We start from the raw sequence: 26,623 nt of genomic DNA, 5'->3' as shown, positions 1-26,623 counted from the left end.
CCAGCGCCAATCAAGATAAAAATGAAAAGGTGATAAGAGGGAAGGCCCTTATCACCTTTTTTTAAGAAATTTTACGGTGAAATCAAAAGCTGAATGGCTGTTTTGGCTATTGCGGCTTAGTACATATATTTTTAAGGAGGAAAAAAAGATGGCAATTACTGCGCAAATGGTAAAAGAACTACGTGAAAAAACGGGCGCCGGCATGATGGATTGCAAAAAAGCGCTGACAGAAACGAATGGCGATATGGAAAAAGCGATCGATTTTCTTCGTGAAAAAGGAATGGCCAAAGCTGCCAAAAAAGCTGACCGCGTAGCAGCTGAAGGAACAACTTATCTGTTAAGCGAAGGAAATAAAGCCGTTATTTTGGAAGTCAACTCCGAAACAGATTTCGTGGCTAAAAACGAAAGCTTCCAAAATTTTGTAAAAGAATTGGCTCAACATATTTTGAAAAATGAACCAAAAACAGTCGAAGAAGCTCTTGACCAAACGATGGAAAATGGCGCAAAAGTAAGTGAATACATCAATGAAGCCATCGCTAAAATCGGTGAAAAATTAACTCTTCGCCGTTTCGAAGTGAAGACGAAAGGCGAAAATGAAGTTTTTGGTGAATATTTGCATATGGGTGGACGAATCGGCGTTCTTGCGCTCTTAAGTGGAACGACGGATGAAAGTGTAGCAAAAGATGTAGCTATGCATGCTGCTGCCTTGAATCCAAAATACGTTTCTCGCGACCAAGTGCCGCAAGAAGAAGTAGAGCACGAACGTCAAGTTTTGAAACAGCAAGCTCTCAATGAAGGAAAACCTGAAAAAATTGTTGAAAAAATGGTTGAAGGACGTCTTAACAAATTCTTCGAAGAAATTTGTCTGCTTGAACAATCCTTTGTTAAAAACCCTGATCAAAAAGTTCGCCAATTCGTTGAATCTAAAGGTGCAACTGTCAAAGATTTTGTGCGTTTCGAAGTAGGAGAAGGAATTGAAAAACGCCAAGAAAACTTCGCTGAAGAAGTAATGAATCAAATGAAAAAATAATTTCGACCTTTCCAAGAATATCTGAGTGAGAAGATACTCACTATGCCTTATTTGAAAACAAGATGAATGTTTTTTGTTCTCGGAAATCGAGGGAATAGAGGGAACACAATGTGTTCCCTTTTTTTCAGAATGACATGACATTAAATAAGAGGGTACACAGCTAAACGAAAAAACTAGTGATTTACATACGGAGGTTCTTATGAGCGTTCCAAAATATAAACGTGTTGTATTAAAATTAAGCGGTGAAGCGCTGGCTGGAGATCGGGGCTTTGGCATTCACCCGGAAGTCGTGAAATCCATTGCGGAACAAGTGAAAGAAATTGCTGAACTTGGTGTCGAAGTGGCAGTGGTCGTTGGAGGAGGAAATATTTGGCGCGGGAAAACCGGTAGCGAAATGGGAATGGATCGTGCCACCGCTGATTATATGGGAATGTTGGCAACGGTTATGAATTCAATGGCGCTTCAAGACAGCTTAGAGCAGCTTGGAATTGAAACTCGTGTACAAACTTCCATTGAAATGAGACAGGTGGCGGAACCTTATATAAGAAGAAGAGCCATTCGCCATTTGGAAAAGAAACGGGTTGTGATTTTTGCCGCCGGCACCGGAAACCCTTATTTCTCTACGGATACGACAGCTGCGTTGCGTGCGGCGGAAATTGAAGCAGAAGTCATCTTAATGGCCAAAAATAATGTGGATGGTGTTTACTCTGCAGATCCAAAAGTAGATAAATCGGCTGTGAAATACGATCAGATTTCCTATCTGGATATGTTAAAAGAAGGTCTGGCCGTAATGGACTCCACTGCTTCTTCGTTGTGTATGGACAATGATATACCGCTCATTGTATTCTCTATTATGGAAAAAGGCAATATTAAAAAGGCTGTTTTAGGAGAATCCATTGGAACGATGATAAGGGGGAAAGCCGAATGACAAAACAAGTGATTGAGCAAGCGAAAGACAAAATGTCAAAAGCAATTCAAGCTTTATCCAGGGAATTGGCGACGATTCGGGCAGGGCGTGCAAATGCATCGCTGCTTGATAAAGTAGTAGTGGATTACTATGGAGCACCTACACCGGTGAATCAACTGGCATCAATTTCAGTTCCGGAGGCTAGATTGCTTGTCATTCAGCCTTATGACAAATCCGTTGTCGGAGAAGTGGAAAAAGCGATTTTAAAATCGGATCTTGGATTGACGCCTACGAGCGATGGCAGCGTCATTCGCATCACGATTCCGCCGCTTACCGAAGAACGCCGCAAAGAATTAGTGAAATTAGTGCGAAAAGAAGCGGAAGAAGCGAAAGTAGCAGTACGGAATGTTCGCAGGGATGCAAACGAAGATTTGAAAAAATTAGAGAAGAACGGGGAAATTACAGAGGACGATTTACGCGGCTATACAGAAGATGTCCAAAAGATTACCGATGAACATGTGAAAAAGATTGACGACATGGCGAAAAAGAAAGAAAAAGAAATTATGGAAGTTTGATCGTGTGAAAACCCTCTTGCCAAAAGGGGGTTTTTCCGTTATATACATACTTCGTTTTTATTGATGTGTCTATCGCTGGGATGGATTGTGAAATTCCATCGAAAAAATGAGGAAGATCGGTAATTAATAGAGATACTGTCACAAGTTTTTGGTATTATAGATTTGCACCGTGTGAAAAATAAACACCAATGAGCGCTTATCGCGATAAATGATTGGTAAGGATGCGAAGTGGAGGATGTTATATGATTAATAAAAACAAGCTTTGGAAAACCCATAACAATCTCTCACTGGAAGAACGAATGGAGATTGTTAAAAAAGGCCCCATTCCGAGCCACGTCGCCATCATTATGGATGGAAATGGAAGATGGGCGAGAAAACGCGCCTTACCGAGAATTGCCGGTCATCACGAGGGAATGAAAACCGTTCGCAAAATCACTCGGCTCGCCAATCGTTTAGGCGTGAAAGCATTAACTCTTTACGCTTTCTCAACCGAAAATTGGAAACGTCCCAAAAAGGAAGTGGATTATTTAATGAAGCTTCCCCAAGAGTTTCTTGGAACGTTTTTGCCAGAACTGGTTGAAGAAAATGTAAAAGTGCAAATGATGGGCAACCAACAGCAATTGCCTTCCTATACGGTAGATGCCATTAAAAAAGCGATCAATGATACAAAACAGAATAACGGGCTTATTCTCAATTTTGCCTTGAATTATGGAAGCAGAGCAGAAATTATGGAAGCCGTCCATCATGTACTGGAAGACATTAGAAACGGTGTAATGAACGAAAAGCTTTTAAATGAGGAAACTTTTTCCCGCTATTTAATGACGAAACAGCTGCCTGATCCGGATTTGTTGATTCGTACAAGCGGGGAAATTCGTTTAAGCAACTTTATGCTTTGGCAGCTGGCCTACACGGAACTATGGTTTACAGATACTCTTTGGCCGGATTTTTCAGAACACCATTTTCTTGAAGCGGTGGAATCTTATCAAAAACGGTCACGCCGCTTTGGTGGATTAGGATAATGTCCATTCACGAAAGAGGATGATCAAGCAAAGCGGTTTGTAAAGATTCGTGATCATCGATCAAGGAATGAAGATCATAGAAGAGCTTGAAAAAATCATTTGAAATCATTTTAAAAATGGTATTGTCTGAGATAACGTAGAAAGATGAATTCGGTGATAAAGGGATTTTTTATGAAATAGCTGCGTATGTAATCAAAGTTGGTATGGAGAAAAGTGAGGAGTCAATCGTATGAAACAGCGATTTATAACTGGTGTCATAGCGGCAGCCATCTTTTTGCCTATTGTTCTTTATGGAGGATGGCCGTTTCTAATATTAACGTATTTAATGGCGTCCGTGGGGCTTTATGAAGCACTGAAAATGAAGAAAATTCGGCTATTGTCGCTTCAAAGCGTGATCCCTTTTATTATGTTATGGCTATTGCTCATTCCGAATCGGTATGAGAACCTCATAGAAAAATGGGGGTATCATAAGCTTGAACTTTTGCTTTTCTTGGTGTTGATTTATTTAATGTATACAGTCGTTACCAAAAATCGTTTTACATTTGATGATGCGGCGTTTGGAGTTCTTTCCGCACTGTATGTAGGGTTCGGGTTCTATTATTTAATCGAAACGAGAAATGCGGGAGTGGCTTATGTATTTTTGGCGTTGTTTATCATTTGGGCGACTGACATCGGCGCCTATTTAATAGGAAGATCGTTTGGAAAGAAAAAATTGTGGCCTGATATCAGTCCTAAAAAAACAGTCGAAGGTTTTTTTGGCGGCATTCTTTCCGCCTGTGTAGTCGCTTTTGTCTTTGCGTTCTCGATCCATTTGGAGGTGTCTTTAGCGAAGCTCTTGATAGCGGCTCTCGTGATGGCTGTTTTTGGACAAATTGGCGATTTGGTTGAATCCGCACTGAAGCGGCATTATAATATTAAGGATTCGGGGAATATTTTGCCTGGACATGGCGGAATTTTAGATCGCTGTGACAGCTGGCTGTTTGTTCTGCCGTTGATACATATTTTTCACATCATATAAGACGGCGGAACCAATATGGAGGAGATGAGTTTTTTGAAGAACATCAGTCTATTGGGGGCAACCGGTTCTATCGGAAGGCAAACATTGGATATTATCCGGCAGCATTCAGACTATTTCCGATTATCGTCTTTTTCAGCCGGACGAAATATAGAGGAAACGCGAAAAATTATTAAAGATTTTTCTCCAAAGCTTGTGTCCGTATTGGAAAAAGATGATGCTTTAAGGCTGAAAGGAGAATTTCCTTTCGTTCAATTCGTATATGGAGAAAAAGGTTTAACGGAGACAGCCCTTTTTTCTGCATCAGATACGGTTGTCAATGCAGTCATGGGGAGCGTTGGACTGATTCCAACGTTGGAAGCGATTAAAGCGGGGAAAACAATTGCTTTGGCCAATAAGGAAACACTCGTTACAGCTGGCCATTTGGTGATGAGAGCTGCTCAAAAATATCATGTCGATATTTTGCCTGTGGACAGCGAACATTCGGCTATTTTCCAATGTCTTCAAGGTGAAAACAGCCAGAATGTTGCTAGGCTCATATTAACGGCTTCAGGAGGAAGTTTTCGTGATCGAACGAGAGAAGAGCTTCGGTACGTTACTCGTGAAGAAGCTTTGAACCATCCGAATTGGTCGATGGGTGCCAAGATCACCATTGATTCGGCTACCATGATGAATAAAGGATTGGAAGTCATCGAAGCGCACTGGCTTTTTCAAATGCCATATGAACAAATCGATGTTATACTTCATCGTGAAAGTATTATTCATTCTATGGTAGAATATCAGGACCATTCTGTCATTGCTCAGCTCGGAACTCCTGATATGCGTGTTCCAATTCAATATGCTTTAACTTATCCTGAAAGGCTTCCATTACCTGTTACAAAGCGGCTCAATTTAGCAGCCATTGGGTCTCTTCATTTTGAAGAAGTAGATTTTGACCGTTTTCGTTGTCTTGCATTTGCTTATGAAGCAGGAAAAGCAGGAGGCAGCATGCCTACTGTGTTGAATGCGGCAAACGAAGTGGCAGTAAAAGCCTTTTTGGATGGAAAAATTTCTTTCCTCAAAATTGAAGAATTAATCGGAAAAGCGCTAGAATGGCATACACTAATAAAAGACCCGGATTTAGAATCCATTCAATGCATCGATCGAGAAACACGCCGATTTATCGACTCACTATTATAAAAAGGTGGTTATTCATTTGAGTACAATTTTAGCCTTTGTTGTGATTTTTGGAGCTCTCGTGTTTTTCCATGAATTTGGCCATTTTATTTTTGCTAAAAGAGCAGGGATCCTTTGCCGTGAGTTCGCCATTGGATTTGGTCCGAAGATTTTTGCACACAAAAAAGGGGAAACCGTCTATACGATTCGTTTATTGCCGATCGGCGGATATGTCAGAATGGCCGGCGAAGATGCGGAAACGGTTGAATTAAAACCTGGTTATCGCGCCGGTCTCATCCTTAATGACAAAGGAGAAGCGGTGAAAATCATATTAAATCGAAAAGACCGCTATTCGAATGCAAAAGTAGTGGAAGTAGAGTACGCTGGCTTGGAAAAAGAGTTGTTGATCCGTGGCTATGAAGATGGCGAAGAAGAGTTAAAAACTTTTCCTGTCCATCGAGAAGCAGTTATCGTTGAAAATGGCATGGAAACGCAAATAGCGCCTTTAGACCGTCAATTTGCTTCCAAGTCTCTTGGCAAAAGAGCGATGACGATTTTTGCCGGACCTATGATGAATTTTGTTTTAGCGTTTATTGCCTTTTTGTTAATTGCCGCCTTGCAAGGAGTTCCAACCAATCAACCTGAATTGGGGAAATTAACGGATAATGGCGCTGCAAAACAAGCTGGATTAAAAGAAGGCGATGTTGTACTGAGCATAAATGGAAAAGAAACGAACAGCTGGAACGATATTGTGTCCATTATTCAAAAACATCCGGAACAAGAACTTCGTTTCAGCATAGAACGAGGCAAGAAAACGCTGGAAGTTCCTGTAACTCCCGAAGCAAAGAAAATCGATGGGAAAACGATTGGGATTATTGGCGTTTATAACCCTGTTGAGAAGTCAGTGTTCGGCACTATTACTTATGCGGCTGAAGAAACGTATTCTTGGACCGTTGAGATTTTTCACTTGTTAGGGAAACTTATCACGGGCGGTTTTTCCATTAACATGTTGTCAGGACCTGTTGGTATTTACGCATCCACCGAGACCGTCGCCAAATCAGGAATTATTTATTTAATCAAATGGGCGGGAGTGCTAAGTATTAACATTGGCATTATGAACTTGCTTCCCATTCCGGCGTTGGATGGAGGCCGTTTGATGTTTTTTGCCATTGAAGCGGTTAGAGGAAAACCGATCGATCAACAGAAAGAAGGACTTGTTCATTTTATCGGATTTGCTCTATTAATGCTGCTGATGATTGTGGTAACATGGAATGACATCCAAAGATTCTTTTTATAAATCAATGCTTCATAATCGAAATGAAAATTCCTCAAAAGGCGATGAAACGAAAGATAAGTTTGAAAGTTTATTCACGACCAATAGAAAAATCATGGATGCATGTATGAAAAAATGATCGATCGTTTGTTGCCTGATGAGGAGACTCCCTGCGAAGCAGCGATATTTGAAACAAGATAGAAGTATTAGAAATGATGGGGTGCTAAAGATGAGACAAAGTCAAACGCTTATACCAACTATGAGAGAAATTCCTGCTGATGCGGAAACAAAAAGCCATCAGCTTTTACTTAGAGCGGGATTTATCCGCCAAACAGCAAGTGGAATTTATACTTTTTTGCCTTTAGGGAAGAGAGTTTTAAAGAAAGTAGAAGAAATTGTACGTCAAGAAATGGATGCAGCCGGAGCAGTCGAAATGTTGATGCCCAGCTTGCAACAAGCTGAATTATGGCAAGAATCCGGAAGATGGTATACATACGGCCCGGAGCTTATGCGTTTAAAAGATCGACATGACCGCGAATTCGCACTAGGACCGACTCATGAAGAAGTCGTTACGAGCATTGTTCGTGATGAAATCAAATCATATAAACGCTTGCCGCTCATCGTTTATCAAATTCAAACAAAATTTCGTGATGAAAAGCGTCCTCGTTTTGGACTGCTTCGCGGCAGGGAATTTATCATGAAAGACGCTTATTCTTTTCATTCTAATACACAAAGTTTAGACGAAGTCTATGATCGTATTTTTCAAGCTTATTCTAATATTTTCAGGAGATTAGGATTGAACTTTCGTGCTGTTATTGCCGATTCTGGGGCCATGGGTGGAAAAGATACGCACGAATTTATGGTGCTCTCTGAAATCGGTGAAGACACCATTGCTTACTCCGACTCGTCTGATTATGCAGCAAACATAGAAATGGCGCCGGTAGTGTCTACATACGAAAAACCGGATGAACCGTTAAAAGAAAGGCAGAAAGTTTCCACACCAAATGCCAAAACGATTGAAGAAGTTTCAAAGTTATTAAACGTAGAAGAAACACGCTGCATTAAAACGCTTCTTTTCAAAGTGGATGATAAGTACGTACTTGTGCTTGTACGTGGAGACCACGAAGTAAATGACGTCAAGGTAAAAAATTATTTTCAGGCAAGTGTAGTGGAATTGGCTAGTCCCGAAGAAGTGAAATCCGTTTTAGGCTGTCCTATTGGTTCACTCGGACCTGTAGAAGTAAAAGAAGGTATTCAAGTGATTGCCGATCATGCAGTCCAAGCTATTGTCAACGGAGTTTGCGGCGCGAATGAAGATGGATGGCATTTTGTCAATGTGAATCCGGAAAGAGATTTTCAAGTGACAGCCTATACAGATTTACGTTTTATTCAAGAAGGCGACCCTTCTCCGGATGGAAAAGGAACGATTCGATTTGCGAAAGGAATTGAAGTCGGCCACGTGTTTAAGCTTGGCACGCGATATAGCGAAGCGATGGGGGCTTACTATTTAGATGAAAACGGAAAATCTCAACCGATGATTATGGGATGCTATGGAATAGGAGTCTCCAGAACGGTTTCAGCTGTGGCAGAACAATTTAATGATGAAAAAGGCTTTATTTGGCCTAAACAAATTGCTCCGTTCGATGTACATTTAATTGCGGTCAATACAAAAGATGAAGTTCAAAGAGAACTGGCGGAACAACTTTATCAATCGCTTCAAAAAGAGCGGTACGAAGTGTTGTTTGATGATCGTCCGGAACGTGCCGGTGTGAAATTTGCCGATGCTGATTTAATCGGGCTTCCTGTTCGTGTAACCGTCGGAAAAAAAGCTTCTGAAGGCATTGTCGAAGTAAAAGTGCGTAAAACACAAGAAACGTTTGAAGTCCCTGCATCTGACATTGTTTCTCAACTTGCATCTATTTTTGAGCGCTTGTAAAAAATCTTTTAGACAAGTCGGTCGATACCTATAAGGTGCCTGAAAGGCGCCTTTTTCTCTTTTGAATGGAATGAATTGGGGAATTTATAGAAAGGAAAGTTTCCTTCTATTGAAAGACTAGTGGTCTTTTTTTAAGATGATAGTAGTATGAAGAAATTTAAACAAATTGGGAGAGGTCACAAATGAATGAAAAGGCCGAAGGGAAAAAGCAACGGTTTCAGCTGCTTCTTGAGCAGTTGAATTTGAAAAATCAAGAGCTTGAAACCTATTTTTACAACGCTGAAATCGATAAATTAACCGTATTGCGGAAAGAAAAAAAGTGGCATTTTCATTTTACGTTTGAGCGAATCATCCCGGCGGTCATTTGGAGACAACTGCAGCAGCAGCTATCCATTGCTTTTCGGGAAATCGCGGATGTCACCTTTTCTGCAAAAGTGCTCGATCCTTCGTTCACAGAAGATTTGATAAGAGGTTACTGGCAAGATTGTATTCGAAATTTGGATGGAATTTCTCCGCCGGTGAGAAAAATTCTTGAAACCCAGGAACCGGTTCTTCAAGGAAACAAACTGTTGATTCAAGCCCCCGGCGAAATGGAAGCTTTGACGATCAAAAGAAAATATGGTTCTTTCATTCAAGCAAACTATCAAAACTATGGATTTCCCCTTTTGCAGGTGGATGTCGAGATCAGTCAGCAGCAAGACATGCAAGAATATGCGCAATTTTTGCAGGAAAAACAAAAAGAAGATGAAGAGAGAGCGAAGCAAGCCATTGCGGAAATGCGGAAACGAGAAGAACGTAAGAATGAAGAGGCCAATGGAAGTGCAGAAGATGATGGTCCGCTAATGATCGGATATGCCATAAAAGATGATGCTGATTTCCGGAAGCTGGAAGATATCGTAGATGAGGAACGTCGAGTTACGATCGAAGGTTATGTGTTTGATGCGGAAACAAAAGAGTTGAGAAGCGGCAGAACACTTCTTACTTTTAAAATCACCGACTACACTAGTTCGATCTTAGTCAAAATGTTTTCAAGAGATAAAGAAGATGCTGCTCTGTTAAACAAGGTGAAAAAAGGGATGTGGCTCAGGGTTCGCGGTTCTGTACAAAACGATACGTTTGTCCGCGACCTTGTGATGATCGCCAATGATATTAATGAAGTGAAAGCGGTAGTGCGGGAAGACAAAGCTCCTGAAAATGAAAAGAGAGTGGAACTTCATCTTCATACTCCAATGAGTCAGATGGACGCTGTCACTAGTGTTTCCGACCTAATCGCTCAGGCAAAAAAATGGGGTCATAAAGCAATTGCGGTCACAGACCATGCCGTCGTACAGGCTTTTCCGGAAGCATACAGCGCCAGCAAAAAGCATGGCATCAAAGTGCTGTACGGATTGGAAGCAAACTTAGTGGATGACGGTGTTCCCATCGCGTACAACGACGCAAACCGCCTGCTTGCCGATGATACATTTGTTGTCTTTGACGTGGAAACGACGGGACTCTCAGCTGTATACGACACCATAATTGAACTGGCTGCCGTAAAAATTCGTGATGGGGAAATTATTGATCGATTTGAACGGTTTGCCAATCCGCATCACCCGTTATCAGCGGAAACGATCGAATTGACGGGAATTACGGATGAAATGCTGGAAAATGCACCGGATGATGAGGTCGTTCTAAAAGAATTTTTTGAATGGGCAGGAGATTCGATTTTAGTAGCCCACAATGCTACATTTGACATGGGATTTTTAAATGTCGGTTTCCAAAAAATTGGGCTGGAACGAGCAAAAAATCCGGTTATCGATACTCTGGAACTTGCCAGATTTCTCTATCCGGAGTTGAAAAATCACCGGTTAAATACGTTGGCAAAACGATTTGATGTAGAATTGACGCAGCATCACAGAGCGATCTATGACGCGGAAGCAACCGGTTATTTGTTGTTGAAAATGCTGAAGGACGCCAAAGAAAAAGGAATTGAATACCATCACCAGTTTAATGAGCATATGGGGGAAGGAGAGGCCTATAAGCGGAGCCGTCCGTTCCATTGCACGCTGCTCGCGCAAAATCAAAAAGGATTAAAAAACTTATTCAAACTGGTGTCGATCGCCCATATCGACTATTACTACCGGGTTCCGCGGATTCCGCGCTCAAAGCTGCAACAATACCGAGAAGGCATCATTGTCGGATCCGGCTGCGATAAAGGCGAGGTATTTGTGGGAATGATGCAAAAAGCTCCTGAAGAAGTAGAGGAGATGGCCCGATTTTATGATTATTTGGAAGTTCATCCAAAACCCGTATATGCTCCGCTTCTTGAACAAGGTTTGATCAAGAACGAACAAGATTTAGAGGAGATCATTTCCAATATCGTGAAACTTGGAGAAAAATTGCATATCCCTGTAGTAGCAACCGGGAATGTGCATTATTTGAATCCGACCGATAAAATATATCGCGAAATACTGGTACGGTCACAAAGCGGCGCCAATCCACTGAATCGTTATCAGTTGCCTGAAGTTCATTTTCGGACGACGGATGAAATGCTTGAAGAATTTTCCTTTTTAGGGGAAGAAAAAGCGAAAGAAATCGTAGTGGAAAACACCAATAAAATTGCTGATTTGATTGAAGAAGTGAAGCCGATTAAAGATGAACTGTACACACCGAAAATCGAGGGAGCAGAGGAAGAAATTCGGCGAATGAGCTATGATCGGGCAAAACAAATATACGGCGATCCACTTCCGGAAATAGTGGAAGCCCGTCTGGAAAAAGAATTGCAAAGTATTATCGGGCACGGATTTGCCGTTATTTATTTAATTTCCCATAAACTTGTAAAAAAATCGCTGGACGACGGCTATCTTGTCGGGTCGCGGGGATCTGTAGGATCATCCTTTGTCGCCACGATGACAGAAATTACAGAAGTGAATCCTCTTCCGCCGCACTATGTCTGTCCAAACTGCAAACACTCAGAGTTTTTTAACGATGGATCTGTCGGATCAGGATTTGATTTGCCTGACAAAAATTGTCCTAAGTGCGGAGCCAAATATAAAAAAGATGGACATGATATTCCTTTTGAAACTTTCTTGGGATTCAAAGGCGACAAAGTACCGGATATCGATTTGAATTTTTCCGGAGATTATCAGCCTAGAGCCCACAATTATACAAAAGTGCTTTTCGGTGAAGATAATGTGTATCGAGCTGGAACGATCGGCACTGTGGCTGATAAAACGGCATACGGCTATGTGAAGGGATATGCCCAAGACCACAATTTGCAATTGAGAGGGGCCGAAATCGACCGCCTTGCTCAAGGATGTACAGGTGTAAAAAGGACAACGGGGCAACATCCGGGAGGGATTATCATTGTTCCGGATTATATGGATATTTACGATTTTTCGCCGATCCAATATCCGGCTGACGATCAATCTTCTGAATGGAGAACGACCCATTTTGATTTCCACTCAATCCATGATAATGTGCTGAAAATGGATATTCTCGGCCACGATGATCCGACCGTTATCCGGATGCTTCAAGATTTGAGCGGTATTGATCCGAAGACGATTCCGACCGATGATCCGGAAGTGATGAAAATTTTTCAAAGCCCTGAACCGTTGGGAGTTACAGAAGAGCAAATCATGTGTAAAACAGGAACGCTTGGCATTCCTGAGTTCGGTACTCGATTTGTTCGGCAAATGCTGGAAGACACAAAGCCTTCCACTTTTTCGGAGCTTGTGCAAATTTCCGGATTGTCTCACGGAACGGATGTATGGCTTGGAAATGCAGAAGAATTAATTCAAAATGGCACGTGCGAATTAAGCGACGTGATCGGTTGTCGTGACGACATCATGGTTTATTTGATTTATCAAGGCTTAGAGCCAAGTTTTGCTTTTAAAATCATGGAATCCGTCCGCAAAGGTAAAGGGTTGACGGAAGAGATGGAAGCGGAAATGAGGAATCATGATGTACCGGAATGGTATATCAATTCTTGCAAAAAAATAAAATATATGTTCCCTAAAGCCCACGCGACCGCTTACGTTTTAATGGCTGTCAGAATTGCTTATTTTAAGGTTCATCATCCGCTATTATTCTATGCCGCCTATTTTACGGTAAGAGCGGAGGACTTCGATCTTGATGCGATGGTACGCGGCTCTCAGGCTATCCGTGCTCGAATCGAAGAAATCAATGCCAAAGGTTTGGATGCCTCGCCAAAAGAGAAAAGCTTGTTGACGGTTTTAGAAATGGCGCTTGAAATGTGTGAAAGAGGCTACAAATTTAAAATGGTTGATCTCGAACGGTCGAGCGCTTCTGAATTTATCATCGATGGCGATGCGCTCATTCCGCCGTTTAATGCCATCCCGGGTCTTGGAACAAGCGCGTCCTTAAATATTGTGAAAGCACGATCTGAAGGCGAGTTTTTATCAAAAGAGGACTTGCAGCAAAGAGGAAAAGTGTCGAAAACGATCATGGAATATTTGGATCAACATGGCTGCCTGGATGCTCTTCCTGAACAAAATCAATTGTCCTTGTTTTAGCCATTATTCCGCACTATTGCATAATTTTAATGGTTATGGTATATTTTTAGTGGAAATACTAACAATAACTCTCTTTTGAAAGAGTGGGGTGTCCCCACTCTTTCGTGTTTGTTATCCTATTTTTCATTCTTGGTAAATTTTTTTTCGGCCAGGAGGTTTCTATGAGTAAAATTACAGAATTAGTAGAGCGGCTAGTCCAACCCATACTGGACGATATGAAACTCGACTTAGTCGATGTCGAATATGTAAAAGAAGGAAAAAATTGGTTTCTTCGCGTCTATATTGATAAAGAGGAAGGCGTGGACATCGAAGAGTGCGGAACGGTCAGCGAACGTTTAAGCGAAAAATTAGACGAATTGGATCCAATTTCCCATAATTATTTTTTGGAGGTTTCATCGCCCGGAGCGGAGAGGCCGCTGAAAAAAAAGAGCGATTTCGAAAAAGCCGTTGGAAAGCACGTTCATGTTAAAACTTTTGAACCTATTGATGGCGAAAAAGAATTTGAAGGGAAAATGATATCGTTTCGTGATGATGAATTGGTGTTAGAAATCCGCGTGAAAACACGGAAAAAAGAAGTCATCATTCCGTTCCAAAAAGTGGCCAAAGCCCGTTTAGCCGTTTCCTTCTTTTAATTAAGAACGGATTTAATTCAAAGCGAGTCAGTCTGTACTGTACAAAATCCGTGGAGAGGGATCCGCTTTCGAATGAACGTTATCATATAATGATAGAGCTTAATTGTGATCTTGAAGGGGGATGAACCGACAATGAGCACAGAGTTTTTAGATGCTCTTGTTATTTTGGAAAAAGAAAAAGGGATTTCAAGAGAAGTGATTGTCGATGCCATTGAAGCCGCGCTTGTTTCGGCTTATAAACGGAACTTTAACCAAGCCCAAAACGTTCGTGTCGACTTAAATGTAGAAACGGGAACGATGAGAGTTTTTGCCAGAAAAGAAGTGGTAGAAGAAGTATTTGATTCTCGTTTGGAAATTTCTCTGGACGAGGCTAAAAAAATAAACCCGTCCTATGAAATCGGCGATATTGTAGAATTGGAAGTTACACCGAAAAACTTTGGAAGAATTGCGGCCCAAACCGCGAAGCAAGTAGTGACGCAAAGAGTTCGGGAAGCGGAAAGAGGAATTATTTATTCCGAGTTTATTGACCGGGAAGAAGATATCATGACGGGGATTGTGCAACGGCAAGATTCTCGTTTTATCTATGTCAGTCTAGGGAAGATTGAAGCGCTCCTTCCGCAAAACGAGCAAATGCCGAATGAAACGTACAAGCCGCATGATCGAATTAAAGTCTATATTACGAAAGTAGAAAAAACGACAAAAGGACCGCAAATCTATGTATCGCGTACTCATCCTGGCTTGCTGAAAAGATTATTTGAAATTGAAGTTCCTGAAATTTTTGATGGCACCGTTGAAATTAAGTCGGTCGCTCGTGAAGCGGGAGATCGTTCTAAAATTTCGGTGTATGCGGAAAATCCGGACGTCGATCCTGTCGGTGCTTGTGTCGGTCCTAAAGGCGCCCGTGTTCAGGCGGTTGTAAACGAACTAAAAGGAGAAAAAATCGATATTGTCAAATGGTCCGACGACCCTGTAGTGTTCGTGGCCAATGCGTTAAGCCCTTCCAAAGTGTTGGATGTTCAGGTGAATGAGGAAGGAAAAGCGACGACTGTCGTTGTTCCTGATTATCAACTTTCGCTGGCTATTGGCAAAAGAGGTCAAAATGCTCGGCTTGCGGCTAAACTAACCGGATGGAAAATTGATATTAAAAGTGAATCGGAAGCGAGAAAACTTGGAATCTATCCTCGGGCTGCTGCAAACTCGGAAGAAGAAATAAACGAGAGTGATGAATCTGAAACGACGGAAGAAATGATACAGCTTGAGGAAGTGGAGAATTCACAAGAAACGGGTACAGAAGCAACTGATTTTTCATCTGAAAAAATCGAATAGGGGTGGAGAATCATGGCTGTTCAGAAAAAAATACCATTGCGTAAATGTGTTGCAACGGGTGAAATGAAACCTAAAAAAGAAATGATTCGCATCGTCCGTTCGAAAGAAGGAACGGTTTCGATTGATCCAACCGGCAAAAAATCCGGAAGAGGAGCCTATTTGTCAAAAGATAAAGAAGCGGTCCTTCTGGCCAAAAAAACCAATGCGCTTTCCAGACATTTAAATGTTCAGATCGACGATTCTTTATACTCAGAACTAATCGAGTATATCGAAAAGGAGAAAAAGTAAGTGAAACAGGAAAAGTGGGTTTCACTTCTTGGATTGGCCAATAGAGCGGGGAAAATTATTTCCGGAGAAGAATTGGCAGTGAAAGAAATTCGAACGGGTCGGGCAAAGCTCGTCCTTTTGTCGAAAGACGCCTCGGAAAACACCATAAAAAAAATAAAAGATAAATGCCTTTATTACCAAGTTCCTGTAAAAGAAGTTGACAACCGGTATTTGTTGGGACAATCGATCGGTAAAAAGGAAAGAGTCGTAGTGGCTGTGCTGGACGAAGGCTTTGCGAAAAAGCTGCATTTTCTGCTCGACGAAACTATACGGGGGTGAACATATGAGTAAAATGAGAATATATGAGTATGCCAAGACCAAGCATGTGTCTAGCAAAGAGGTGATTTCTAAGCTTCAGGAATTAGATATTGATGTTTCCAACCATATGACGACCATCAATGATGAAACCATTCAAAAACTGGACAAAGCGTTCGATCAATTACAAAAAGAAAAAGAACATGGCCATCGCCATGAGAAGAATCCGGAAAGGTCAAACAAGCCGCAATCGAAAGCTTCTCCTCAGTTCAAGCAGTCGAATGAGGAAAACGCAAAAGAAAATCGTGTGAAATCACAGCCAAGATCGGGATCAAAAGGCGGAGAAGGCAAAAAACATGATCATCATGATCACCGTCCGAAAGAAACTGCTTCCTTCGACCGTAAAGGAAACAAGCCAAAAAACAACAAGCATAAAAATCAAAAAGGAAAAAAAGCGCATCAATCATCCAATGCCCAACAGCCTTCTGCCAAGAAAAGAGAACTTCCTGAAAAAATAACATTCTCAGGATCTATGACAGTTGCTGAATTTGCCAAAAAATTGCATGTTGAGCCGTCCGAAATCATTAAAAAATTATTTATGCTAGGAATTATGGCCACGATCAACCAAGAATTAGATAAAGATGCCATTGAGTTGATTGCGGACGAATACGGTGTGGCGGTAGAAGAAGAAGTCCAAATTGATGAAACCGATCTGGAAGTGTACTTTACGGAAGATCAACCGGAAGATTTAGTAGAGCGGCCATCTGTTGTGACGATTATGGGGCATGTTGACCACGGGAAAACGACATTGCTGGATTCGATCCGTCATACAAAAGTGACGGAAGGAGAAGCAGGAGGAATTACCCAACATATTGGTGCTTACCAAGTCGAAGTGAACGGAAAGAAAATCACGTTTTTGGATACGCCGGGCCATGCTGCTTTTACAACGATGCGGGCCCGTGGGGCACAAGTGACGGACATCACTGTGCTGGTTGTCGCTGCCGATGACGGGGTAATGCCGCAAACGGTTGAAGCCATCAATCATGCGAAAGCGGCTAATGTACCGATCATTGTAGCGGTCAATAAGATTGATAAACCATCTGCCAATCCGGATCGTGTCATGCAAGAATTGACGGAATACGGATTGGTTCCTGAGGATTGGGGCGGCGATACGATCTTTGTTCCAATATCGGCCTTAACCGGAGAAGGCATCGATAATTTATTGGAAATGATCCTGTTGGTCAGCGAAGTAGAGGAGTTAAAAGCGAATCCGAATCGACTGGCGCTCGGAACGGTGATTGAAGCGCAGCTAGATAAAGGCCGTGGCCCTGTAGCCACATTGCTTGTTCAAAACGGTACTCTTCATGTGGGAGATCCGATTGTAGTAGGAAATACTTACGGTCGGGTTCGTGCGATGGTAAACGATCTAGGGCGTCGTGTCAAAACGGCTGGACCGTCTACTCCGGTAGAAATTACTGGTTTAAACGACGTTCCTCAGGCTGGTGACCGTTTTGTTGTATTTGAAGATGAGAAAAAAGCCCGTCAAATTGGCGAGGCAAGGGCTCAACAAGCACTGGCGGCACAACGAAGCGAAAAAGCGAAGGTCAGCCTCGACAATTTGTTTGAACATATGAAACAAGGGGAAATGAAAGAGTTAAATATCATTTTAAAAGCCGACGTGCAAGGATCGGTTGAGGCACTGGCTGCTGCTTTACAAAAAATTGATGTAGAGGGCGTAAATGTAAAAATTATTCATACGGGTGTTGGAGCGATTACGGAATCAGATATTATTTTAGCAAGTGCTTCCAATGCCATCGTTATAGGTTTTAATGTTCGTCCGGATGTAAATGCTAAACGTGCGGCTGAGACGGAAAAAGTCGATATCCGTCTGCACCGTATTATTTACAAAGCGATTGAAGAAATTGAATCCGCAATGAAAGGAATGCTTGATCCGGAATACGAAGAAAAAATTATTGGTCAAGCAGAGGTTCGACAAACGTTTAAAGTTTCTAAAATTGGTACCATTGCCGGTTCTTATGTAACGGAAGGAAAAATTACCCGTGATAGCGGAGTTCGGCTCATTCGTGACGGCATCGTCATCTTTGAAGGCGAGATTGATACTTTGAAACGTTTTAAAGACGATGTAAAAGAAGTCCATCAAGGATATGAATGCGGAATTACCATTAAAAACTTTAATGACATTAAAGAAGGAGATGTCATTGAAGCATTTGTCATGAAAGAAGTGGAACGTTAATGACGATCGGCAGCCTGGAAGTTGAATTTTTCATCCAGGATGCCCGGTCATTAAAAGAAAAACGGGCTGTACTTCAGCGTGTGTTAACACGTTTGAAGCAAAAAATGAATGTTTCCGTGGCTGAAATCGACCATCAAGATGTCTGGCAACGAACAAGAATTGCGGTTGTGACGGTAGCATCGTCACGACAAGCTTGTGAACGCCAATTGGAGAATGCCCTCCGTTATTTGGATTCATTTCCTGAGTGGGAAAGGTTAAGCGCATCTTATGAATGGTTATAGAGATAGAGGTGATAAATGTGAACCTTCGTGCAAACCGAGTCGGAGAACAAATGAAAAAAGAGCTGTCGGATATCATCGGCAGAAAAATTAAAGATCCGCGTATTGGTTTTGTCACTGTGACGGATGTGCAATTGACAGGCGACTTGCAGCAGGCGAAAGTATTTATTTCCGTGTTAGGCGATGAAAAACAAAAAAAGGATACATTAAAAGCTCTTGCCAAAGCGAAAGGATTCATTCGTTCTGAAATCGGCCAACGAATTCGCCTGCGGAAAACGCCCGATCTTCTTTTTGAATTTGATGAATCCATTGATTATGGCAATCGCATTGAAACGCTGCTGAAAGAAATCAGCAGCAATGAATCCAATCAGGAGAATTAAAGGAAGGGGATAGACCCACAAGTCTATCCTTTTTCTTTAAGGGTTCTGTACGATCTTAAAAAAGGTTCATGTTATGTAATGACCATTCAAACGATGTGTAAAAAGTTTTGAACCATTCAAACGAAGGAAATCGATATTTCTATTGTATTGGTCTGTAATCAGCCCTTTTTCTATATAGAGCTTTTCGTAAAAAATCATTTTCATAATGATAATGAAACCGTCTAGTGACAGAAAAAAAGGATGTGAATCGATGGACGGTATTGTAGCACTTTGGAAAGAACGAGGAATGACATCGCATGACTGCGTTTTTCAAATCCGAAAATTGTTTAAAACAAAACGAGTCGGCCATACAGGTACGCTGGATCCGAATGTGTCCGGTGTTTTACCTATCTGTATAGGCAAAGCGACTAAAATCGCCGAATACATGACGAATGCAGGGAAGACATATGAAGGAGAAGTAACGATCGGACTTTCCACGACAACGGAGGACGCTGACGGAGAAACCGTAGAAGTGAAAAAAGTAGATAAAACCTTTTCTCGAAAAGAAATTTTGGATGTGTTCGAGCGGTTGACGGGTACCATTGAACAAACGCCGCCCATGTTTTCGGCAGTGAAAGTGAATGGAAAGCGACTATACGAATATGCAAGACAAGGGTTGGAAGTGGAAAGACCTAAAAGAACGGTCACCATTTATGAACTGGAGTTATTGGATGACCGTGAATGGTTCTCTGGGGAATTTGTCTCCATTCCATTTAGAGTCGTTTGCAGCAAAGGAACATACATTCGTACTCTTGCTGTCATGATTGGTCAAGAGCTTGGATATCCTGCCCATATGTCCAAATTAACGAGAACAGCGTCGGGTGGTTTTTCCAAAACAGATTGTGTCACGCTTTCAGATTTATCCAAGCTGGCTGAAAAAAATCAGCTGGAAACAATCCTTTTTCCATTGGAACAAGGTGTGTCCCATTTGCCGAAATGGAATATTAGTGATAAAGTAGCGGAGAAAGTAAAAAACGGAGCAATATTGGAAAAACCTATTGATTGGCCGGAAAATGACAGAAAAGTGGCGGTTTTTTACAAAAATCGTCTGATGGCCATCTATCAAACACATCCTACGAAACAGCTATACATAAAACCAGTGAAAGTTTTGACTGAATGAGATAACGGACAGATGTCAGACTCTATTGTCGGCAAGAGCTGGACAGACTGTTTCGCGTCTGTTCAATTCCGCGAAGAGAAAAGCGGAAGAAAGAGGGATAGGTGAGGATAATGAAAGTAACGATGTTGAATCACCCGCACTCCATACAAAAAGAGAAACTGCCCCCGATGGCAATGGCATTAGGATTTTTTGACGGGGTGCATGCGGGGCACCAGCGAGTCATTGAGACAGCAAAAAACATTGCGAACGAGCGAAACTGGAAAAGCGCAGTGATGACGTTTGATCCCCATCCTTCCGTCGTGTTGGGGAAAAAACATGAAAAGATTCGGTATATCACTCCCCTTGATGAAAAGATTCGAATGATAGAACAGCTAGGTATCGATCACTTGTTTGTCATTCGATTTACTTCTGATTTTGCCCGCTTGGAGCCGCAGCAATTTATAGATCAATATATTATTGGTTTAAATGTCCAACATGTTGTGGCAGGCTATGATTTTACATACGGCCGGTGCGGAAATGGAACGATGGACACGCTTCCAGAGCATTCTCGTGGTTTATTTACGATCACGAAAGTGGATAAGCTTGCTTACGACGGAGAAAAAGTCAGCTCCACCAAAATTCGTTGCTTACTAACGGAAGGGCAAATCGAAGAAGCCAATCGTCTTTTAGGGCGGCCTTATCGAATTACCGGGACGGTGGTCCACGGTGACCAACGGGGAAGAAAAATTGGATTCCCGACAGCTAATGTGGAATGTGATGACGACTATTATCTGCCGAAAACGGGAGTATATGCGGTGAGAATGAAAGTGAAAGACAAATGGGTGAATGGTGTATGCAATATTGGGTATAGACCTACTTTTAAACACCCGGATGAACGTTTTATGTCGATTGAGGTTCATTTATTTGAATTTGACCACTCCATCTATGGCGAAGAAGTGACAGTAGAATGGTACAAGCACATTCGCCAAGAACGCAAATTCAACGGTGTTCAAGAATTGGTCGCTCAGATTGAAAAAGATAAACAATCGGCCATCAAATATTTTCAAAATGAAGCCGAATAGACTTGCTTTTTGTTTGAAAACATAGTATTCTAATTATCGTATGAAAAAGAACCATTACTTGGCATGACGTTGCTCCGGCGCTTGCTCAGTAATTGGGGATCGAAAAGAAAATGGAGGTGAAAAGGATGGCTTTATCACAAGAACGCAAAAACGAGATCATCAATCAATTCAAAACACACGAGAATGACACTGGTTCTCCAGAAGTTCAAATCGCTGTCCTGACTGAACAAATCAATGTATTGAATGATCATTTACGTGTTCATAAAAAAGACCACCATTCACGTCGCGGTCTTATGAAAATGGTAGGGAAACGCCGCAACTTATTGACGTACCTACGCAAAAAAGACGTGCAACGTTACCGTGAATTGATTCAAAAACTTGGTTTGCGCCGATAATCAGCAAAAAGCGGGATTTTTCCCGCTTTTTTGTTAGCAGAAAAATAAGTGGCTTTTAGTGCGTGATATAAGCAAGTCGACCGCGCTGAGCCTGTATGTTCCAGGATGACAGATGTTAAATTCGGTAAAAATACATAATACAGAGTTTTGTTCTAATGGGTCTTCCATTTACGACACCCTTAGTTTGTCCGTTTCGTGTTTCATGGCTCGATGGAAAAGTATGGAGATTATTTTTTGTCTATACTTTTCCTGAAAGCAATGATATTCTTGAAGGCAAGAGTGCGTCATTAGGAACTATGTGATTGAATAGAGAGGAGTTCATTTATGGAGCAAGAGAAACAAACATTTTCTATAGATTGGGCTGGACGCAAACTGACGGTGGAAATTGGACAGGTTGCCAAACAAGCGAACGGCGCTGCGCTCGTGTATTATGGTGATACGGTAGTTTTAAGTACGGCAACCGCTTCAAAAGAACCGAAGTCAGTGGACTTTTTTCCGCTTACCGTCAATTATGAAGAAAGATTGTATGCGGTTGGTAAAATCCCAGGCGGATTTATTAAAAGGGAAGGCCGGCCCAGCGAAAAAGCCATTCTTGCAAGTCGTTTAATAGACCGCCCGATTCGTCCGTTATTTGCGGAAGGATTTCGAAATGAAGTTCAAGTCGTAAGTATGGTGATGAGCGTTGACCAAAACTGTTCATCGGAAATGGCAGCGATGCTTGGTTCATCACTTGCGCTCAGCATTTCGGATATTCCTTTTGAAGGACCGATTGCCGGGGTCATTGTCGGGCGCGTTGACGGTGAATTTGTCATTAACCCGACAGTGGAACAAATGGAAAAAAGCGATATTCATTTAACCGTTGCCGGTACAAAAGATGCCATTAATATGGTGGAAGCCGGAGCGAATGAAGTACCAGAAGAAACCATGTTAGAAGCGATAATGTTCGGTCATGAAGAAATCAAACGGTTGATCGCTTTCCAAGAAGAAATCGTCAAATTAGTTGGCAAAGAAAAAATGGAAGTTCAGCTGTATGAAATTGATCCTGAATTGGAAAAACAAGTTCGTTCCATGTGCGAACAAGAAATGTTGGCTGCCATTCAAGTAAAAGAAAAGCATGCCAGGGATGACGCCATCCAAGAGATAAAAGACCGAGTAGTTGCGGAATTTGAAGAGAAAGAAGATATTGAGGAAGAAACGATTAAACAAGTAAAAGAAATACTGGATAAAATCGTGAAAGAGGAAGTCCGTCGTTTGATTACAGTCGAAAAAATTCGCCCGGACGGACGAAAAATCGATGAAATTCGTCCGCTTTCTTCTGCTGTTGGCTTATTGCCGCGTACACATGGTTCCGCATTGTTTACTCGTGGACAAACACAGGCTTTAAGCGTATGTACATTAGGAGCGCTTGGTGATGTTCAAATCTTGGACGGTCTCGGAATTGAAGAATCAAAACGTTTTATGCATCATTATAATTTCCCTCCTTTTAGTGTAGGGGAAACTGGACCAATGAGAGGACCGGGACGCCGGGAAATTGGGCATGGTGCATTGGGAGAAAGAGCTCTGGAACCTGTTGTTCCGAATGAGAAAGAATTCCCTTATACCATTCGTCTTGTTTCTGAAGTTTTGGAATCAAACGGATCGACATCTCAGGCTAGTATTTGTGCTAGTACGCTGGCGATGATGGACGCCGGTGTGCCCATTAAAGCGCCGGTTGCGGGAATTGCAATGGGATTAGTGAAATCCGGAGAACATTATACGGTCTTAACAGACATTCAAGGAATGGAAGATCATCTTGGCGATATGGACTTTAAAGTTGCCGGTACAGAAAAAGGCGTTACCGCTCTGCAAATGGATATTAAAATAAAAGGACTAAATCGTGAAATCTTGGAAGAAGCACTCCAACAAGCTAGACGGGGAAGATTGAAAATCCTTGAACATATGATGAGCACCATTTCAAAACCACGCACCCATTTATCGATGTATGCTCCTAAAATTTTGTCGATGACCATTAATCCGGATAAAATCCGCGATGTCATCGGACCAAGCGGAAAACAAATCAATAAAATCATCGAAGAAACAGGAGTTAAAATCGATATTGAACAAGATGGAACGATCTTTATTTCTTCAGTAGATGAAGAAATGAATAATAAAGCCAAAAAGATCATTGAAGATATCGTTCGAGAAGTTGAACCAGGGCAAATCTATCTTGGGACTGTTAAACGGATTGAAAAATTCGGTGCTTTCGTGGAAATTTTCAACGGAAAAGACGGCTTAGTCCACATTTCTGAATTGGCGGAAGAAAGAATTCGAAAAGTAGAAGATGTCGTGTCGATAGGAGACCAAATATTAGTGAAAGTCATCAATATTGATGAACATGGTCGGATCAATTTATCGCGAAAAGCGGTGTTAAGAGATCAAAAGAATAAAAATGAACAAGCATAATTTTCATCCAGCCATTGAAACGGATTTTCATCCTATGTTATAAATAATGAGTAAAGAGGTCAGGGGTTCCCTGGCTTTTTTGTTGCATGAACGCTTTCAAGAAACGCTGTTCTAACTGTCCCCCTTTTTTCATATGGTAGTGTAGGGGGAGGGAAAACCGTGGCTAAGTTAAGACGAATCTTTGGTATTCTGTTTTTGTGTATGCTATCCTTTTTCATTGTGGATAACCCGATGACGACCCAATATTTATCTTCTTTGAAAACAGAATCGCTTTCTGCAGATGCCAAAGTTGAGCCATCTTTGTATAACCAAATTAAAGAAGCTGATCATAAATATTCCCGAAAAGCTCAAGATGCCGTGATTGATCGGGTTTGGAAGAAAATCCCCGGTTATAATGGGATAAAAGTGGATGTGAAACGTTCTTACGAAAGAATGAAAAAAGACGGAAAGTTTAATGAGGATAAACTTGTTTTTCATCAAACGAAACCCCAAGTTCATTTACATAATCTTCCTCCCGCTCCCATATACCGCGGTCATCCCGATAAGCCGATGGTTAGTTTTGCGGTGAACGTGGCGTGGGGAAATGAGTATTTGCCCAAAATCCTTTCTGTCTTAAAAAAGCATCATATTCATGCCACTTTTTTTCTGGAGGGGCGATGGGTAAAGAAAAATCCGGATTTAGCCAAAATGATTGTGGACGGTGGACATGAAGTGGGAAATCATTCCTTCACACATCCTGACATGAAAACCCTCTCGTCCGACCGAATCAGGGAAGAGATGATCAAAACGAATCAAGTGATAGAGGCGACGACAGGAAAAAACGTTTCGCTCTTTGCGCCTCCAAGCGGAAGCTATCGCGATGAAGTTGTCAAAATTGCGGACAGTCTAGGGATGGAAACAATCATGTGGACGGTTGATACCATTGATTGGAGAAATCCTGCCCCAGATGAATTGGTTAATAGGGTCATTTCCAATGTCGGACCGGGGTCGATTGTTCTCATGCATCCGACAAAAAGCACCGCAGCTTCTTTGGAACGATTAATCACAAAAATTCAAAAAAAGAATTTGAAGATCAACACGGTGTCGCAGTTATTAAACGAAGAACGCATTTTTCCAATAGAAGATGAGAAAAATGACTAATAATGGAAGCAGCAAGATAGGAGGATGCAATTTGATCAAAACTTATACTTGTCAGAATGGAGTAAGAATCGTATTAGAAACTATTCCTACGGTCCGCTCCGTTGCCATCGGAATATGGGTAGGAACCGGTTCGAGGGATGAATCCCCTGAAAACAATGGCATTTCCCACTTTTTAGAGCATATGTTTTTTAAAGGGACAGAATCCAAGAATGCAAAGGAAATTGCTGAGAGTTTTGATAGCATAGGCGGACAAGTCAATGCGTTCACATCGAAAGAATACACGTGCTATTATGCAAAAGTTCTTGATAATCATGCCTCATATGCATTAGAACTGTTAGCCGATATGTTTTTCCATTCCACATTTGAGGAAGAGGAATTAAAAAAAGAAAAAAATGTCGTTTTAGAAGAAATTAAAATGTATGAAGACACTCCTGACGATCTTGTACACGACTTGTTAAGCAAAGCAGCATACGGACGGCATCCTTTAGGATATCCTATCCTTGGAACGGAAGAGACTTTGGAGAGCTTTACTAGCCATAAATTAAAAGAATATATGCATCAAATGTATACTCCGGATCGTGTTGTGATCTCTATCGCAGGAAACGTCGATGAAACGTTTATAAAAGAAGTGGAAAAACGATTTGGCTCTTATGAAGGTGGAAAACGTGATCGGGGATCCATTCAACCCACATTCCATGCTGACCGGATTTCAAAAACAAAAGACACCGAACAAGCCCATTTATGTATCGGTTTCAAAGGATTGGAAGTTGGACATGAAGATAGTTATAATCTCATCATTTTAAACAATGTGCTGGGCGGCAGCATGTCTTCAAGACTGTTCCAAGAAGTCAGAGAGCAAAGAGGGCTTGCTTATTCCGTCTTTTCGTATCATTCATCCTACCGTGACAACGGGATGATCGCCATCTACGGCGGTACAGGGGCCGATCAGCTGGATCAACTTTCTGAAACGATTTTTCAAACGCTGGAACACTTAAAGCAACAGGGTATCACGGAGAAAGAGCTACATAACAGTAAAGAACAACTAAAGGGCAATTTAATGCTAGGGCTGGAAAGCACAAACAGTCGTATGAGCCGAAACGGCAAAAACGAATTATTGCTGAAAAGACATCGCACTTTGGATGAAATGATTCAATTAATCGATCAAGTGAATATTCAGTCCGTCAATGAAATGGCGCAAGAACTTTTTTCGAAACCATATGCCCTTTCGTTGATCAGCCCTGATGGGAAATTGCCGTCATCCCTTATATAATCATCTCCATTCCAGCGGTTGACCGCGGGTGGAAGACGCTGATTAAAAAGAAGAGCTGTAGCCACACAGAACCAGTTCTCTACGTTTATTTTAATGAAAAAGTTGATGCACTGGATCTTTAATTTTTAAAAAAGATTTTTGGATTTTCACATTGAATGGATTTTTTGATGCATAAAAAAGGAATCTGATCCCCTTATAGTAGATAAAATCTGCTATAAGGGGTTTTTGTTTGGCTAGAAATGAGTGGTTCACCTTTTGATCTTGTGCAAAGTATGAGTGA

Annotated in this window: 22 protein-coding genes; all 22 read left to right on the top strand. The window is 41.6% G+C overall.

Annotation, left to right across the window (positions count from 1 at the left end):
* Positions 1 to 148: 148 nt before the first annotated feature.
* The 22 genes from tsf (at position 149) to N1I86_RS01835 (ending at position 26,343) form a co-directional block, all read left to right on the top strand.
* On the top strand, positions 149 to 1,030 hold the full coding sequence (gene tsf, locus N1I86_RS01940; RefSeq protein WP_341094678.1) for a translation elongation factor Ts: 882 nt from the start codon (positions 149 to 151) through the stop codon (positions 1,028 to 1,030).
* Positions 1,031 to 1,229: 199 nt separating this feature from the next.
* Positions 1,230 to 1,958, top strand: coding sequence for a UMP kinase (pyrH, locus tag N1I86_RS01935; RefSeq protein WP_048623183.1), 729 nt, complete (start codon positions 1,230 to 1,232; stop codon positions 1,956 to 1,958).
* Entirely contained in the window at positions 1,955 to 2,512 is a 558-nt protein-coding gene (gene frr / locus N1I86_RS01930; RefSeq protein ID WP_003354612.1) for a ribosome recycling factor, read from the top strand. Before pyrH ends, frr begins: the two co-directional genes overlap by 4 nt.
* Before the next feature lie 242 nt (positions 2,513 to 2,754).
* Positions 2,755 to 3,531, top strand: coding sequence for an isoprenyl transferase (locus N1I86_RS01925; RefSeq protein ID WP_341094676.1), 777 nt, complete (start codon positions 2,755 to 2,757; stop codon positions 3,529 to 3,531).
* A 229-nt stretch (positions 3,532 to 3,760) separates the two neighbouring features.
* Entirely contained in the window at positions 3,761 to 4,549 is a 789-nt protein-coding gene (locus N1I86_RS01920) for a phosphatidate cytidylyltransferase (RefSeq protein WP_341094674.1), read from the top strand.
* Between the two features lie 33 nt (positions 4,550 to 4,582).
* Positions 4,583 to 5,725: a 1-deoxy-D-xylulose-5-phosphate reductoisomerase gene (dxr, locus tag N1I86_RS01915; RefSeq protein ID WP_341094672.1), complete on the top strand. Its 1,143-nt coding sequence runs from the start codon at positions 4,583 to 4,585 to the stop codon at positions 5,723 to 5,725.
* A 16-nt stretch (positions 5,726 to 5,741) separates the two neighbouring features.
* Positions 5,742 to 6,998, top strand: coding sequence for an RIP metalloprotease RseP (rseP, locus tag N1I86_RS01910; protein ID WP_341094667.1), 1,257 nt, complete (start codon positions 5,742 to 5,744; stop codon positions 6,996 to 6,998).
* 205 nt (positions 6,999 to 7,203) lie between these two features.
* Positions 7,204 to 8,910: a proline--tRNA ligase gene (locus N1I86_RS01905; protein WP_048623187.1), complete on the top strand. Its 1,707-nt coding sequence runs from the start codon at positions 7,204 to 7,206 to the stop codon at positions 8,908 to 8,910.
* 182 nt (positions 8,911 to 9,092) lie between these two features.
* Complete coding sequence (locus N1I86_RS01900) at positions 9,093 to 13,424, top strand: PolC-type DNA polymerase III (protein ID WP_341094664.1); 4,332 nt, start codon at positions 9,093 to 9,095, stop codon at positions 13,422 to 13,424.
* 161 nt (positions 13,425 to 13,585) lie between these two features.
* Positions 13,586 to 14,056: a ribosome maturation factor RimP gene (gene rimP, locus N1I86_RS01895; protein ID WP_003354620.1), complete on the top strand. Its 471-nt coding sequence runs from the start codon at positions 13,586 to 13,588 to the stop codon at positions 14,054 to 14,056.
* 132 nt (positions 14,057 to 14,188) lie between these two features.
* A complete protein-coding gene (gene nusA / locus N1I86_RS01890; protein ID WP_270582997.1) occupies positions 14,189 to 15,382 on the top strand; it encodes a transcription termination factor NusA in 1,194 nt (397 codons plus the stop codon).
* 12 nt (positions 15,383 to 15,394) lie between these two features.
* A complete protein-coding gene (gene rnpM / locus N1I86_RS01885; RefSeq protein ID WP_003354622.1) occupies positions 15,395 to 15,670 on the top strand; it encodes an RNase P modulator RnpM in 276 nt (91 codons plus the stop codon).
* Positions 15,671 to 15,988, top strand: coding sequence for a YlxQ family RNA-binding protein (locus N1I86_RS01880; protein ID WP_341094663.1), 318 nt, complete (start codon positions 15,671 to 15,673; stop codon positions 15,986 to 15,988).
* A gap of 4 nt (positions 15,989 to 15,992) precedes the next feature.
* Positions 15,993 to 18,218, top strand: coding sequence for a translation initiation factor IF-2 (gene infB, locus N1I86_RS01875; RefSeq protein ID WP_341094661.1), 2,226 nt, complete (start codon positions 15,993 to 15,995; stop codon positions 18,216 to 18,218).
* On the top strand, positions 18,218 to 18,499 hold the full coding sequence (locus tag N1I86_RS01870; protein ID WP_003354626.1) for a DUF503 domain-containing protein: 282 nt from the start codon (positions 18,218 to 18,220) through the stop codon (positions 18,497 to 18,499). The genes infB and N1I86_RS01870 overlap by 1 nt, the downstream gene beginning before the upstream one ends.
* 17 nt (positions 18,500 to 18,516) lie before the next feature.
* On the top strand, positions 18,517 to 18,876 hold the full coding sequence (rbfA, locus tag N1I86_RS01865; protein ID WP_003354627.1) for a 30S ribosome-binding factor RbfA: 360 nt from the start codon (positions 18,517 to 18,519) through the stop codon (positions 18,874 to 18,876).
* A 250-nt stretch (positions 18,877 to 19,126) separates the two neighbouring features.
* Positions 19,127 to 20,035, top strand: a complete 909-nt coding sequence (truB, locus tag N1I86_RS01860; protein ID WP_003354628.1) for a tRNA pseudouridine(55) synthase TruB — start codon at positions 19,127 to 19,129, stop codon at positions 20,033 to 20,035.
* 110 nt (positions 20,036 to 20,145) lie between these two features.
* Complete coding sequence (gene ribF / locus N1I86_RS01855) at positions 20,146 to 21,096, top strand: bifunctional riboflavin kinase/FAD synthetase (protein WP_341094658.1); 951 nt, start codon at positions 20,146 to 20,148, stop codon at positions 21,094 to 21,096.
* A 125-nt stretch (positions 21,097 to 21,221) separates the two neighbouring features.
* Entirely contained in the window at positions 21,222 to 21,491 is a 270-nt protein-coding gene (gene rpsO / locus N1I86_RS01850; protein ID WP_003354630.1) for a 30S ribosomal protein S15, read from the top strand.
* A 324-nt stretch (positions 21,492 to 21,815) separates the two neighbouring features.
* The gene (pnp, locus tag N1I86_RS01845; RefSeq protein ID WP_003354633.1) at positions 21,816 to 23,933 is read left to right on the top strand and encodes a polyribonucleotide nucleotidyltransferase; all 2,118 of its coding nucleotides are present in this window, start codon (positions 21,816 to 21,818) and stop codon (positions 23,931 to 23,933) included.
* A gap of 159 nt (positions 23,934 to 24,092) precedes the next feature.
* Positions 24,093 to 25,073: a polysaccharide deacetylase family protein gene (locus N1I86_RS01840; protein WP_003354634.1), complete on the top strand. Its 981-nt coding sequence runs from the start codon at positions 24,093 to 24,095 to the stop codon at positions 25,071 to 25,073.
* Positions 25,074 to 25,104: 31 nt separating this feature from the next.
* Complete coding sequence (locus N1I86_RS01835; RefSeq protein WP_341094655.1) at positions 25,105 to 26,343, top strand: M16 family metallopeptidase; 1,239 nt, start codon at positions 25,105 to 25,107, stop codon at positions 26,341 to 26,343.
* Positions 26,344 to 26,623: the final 280 nt, after the last annotated feature.

The organism is Bacillus sp. FSL W8-0116, from assembly GCF_038003825.1.
Classification (GTDB): domain Bacteria; phylum Bacillota; class Bacilli; order Bacillales; family DSM-4216; genus Bacillus_O; species Bacillus_O smithii.
The sequence above is the reverse complement of the archived record's forward strand: the minus strand, read 5'-3'. Positions and strand labels throughout refer to the sequence as shown.

Bases quoted from the DNA above. Each gene is read 5' to 3' on its own strand.
- N1I86_RS01920 (WP_341094674.1), top strand. From the start codon at position 3,761: ATGAAACAGCGATTTATAACTGGTGTCATAGCGGCAGCCATCTTTTTG.
- truB (WP_003354628.1), top strand. From the start codon at position 19,127: ATGGACGGTATTGTAGCACTTTGGAAAGAACGAGGAATGACATCGCAT.
- frr (WP_003354612.1), top strand. From the start codon at position 1,955: ATGACAAAACAAGTGATTGAGCAAGCGAAAGACAAAATGTCAAAAGCA.
- N1I86_RS01925 (WP_341094676.1), top strand. From the start codon at position 2,755: ATGATTAATAAAAACAAGCTTTGGAAAACCCATAACAATCTCTCACTG.
- pnp (WP_003354633.1), top strand. From the start codon at position 21,816: ATGGAGCAAGAGAAACAAACATTTTCTATAGATTGGGCTGGACGCAAA.
- ribF (WP_341094658.1), top strand. From the start codon at position 20,146: ATGAAAGTAACGATGTTGAATCACCCGCACTCCATACAAAAAGAGAAA.
- rimP (WP_003354620.1), top strand. From the start codon at position 13,586: ATGAGTAAAATTACAGAATTAGTAGAGCGGCTAGTCCAACCCATACTG.
- N1I86_RS01900 (WP_341094664.1), top strand. From the start codon at position 9,093: ATGAATGAAAAGGCCGAAGGGAAAAAGCAACGGTTTCAGCTGCTTCTT.
- tsf (WP_341094678.1), top strand. From the start codon at position 149: ATGGCAATTACTGCGCAAATGGTAAAAGAACTACGTGAAAAAACGGGC.
- infB (WP_341094661.1), top strand. From the start codon at position 15,993: ATGAGTAAAATGAGAATATATGAGTATGCCAAGACCAAGCATGTGTCT.
- N1I86_RS01870 (WP_003354626.1), top strand. From the start codon at position 18,218: ATGACGATCGGCAGCCTGGAAGTTGAATTTTTCATCCAGGATGCCCGG.
- nusA (WP_270582997.1), top strand. From the start codon at position 14,189: ATGAGCACAGAGTTTTTAGATGCTCTTGTTATTTTGGAAAAAGAAAAA.
- pyrH (WP_048623183.1), top strand. From the start codon at position 1,230: ATGAGCGTTCCAAAATATAAACGTGTTGTATTAAAATTAAGCGGTGAA.
- rpsO (WP_003354630.1), top strand. From the start codon at position 21,222: ATGGCTTTATCACAAGAACGCAAAAACGAGATCATCAATCAATTCAAA.
- N1I86_RS01905 (WP_048623187.1), top strand. From the start codon at position 7,204: ATGAGACAAAGTCAAACGCTTATACCAACTATGAGAGAAATTCCTGCT.
- rnpM (WP_003354622.1), top strand. From the start codon at position 15,395: ATGGCTGTTCAGAAAAAAATACCATTGCGTAAATGTGTTGCAACGGGT.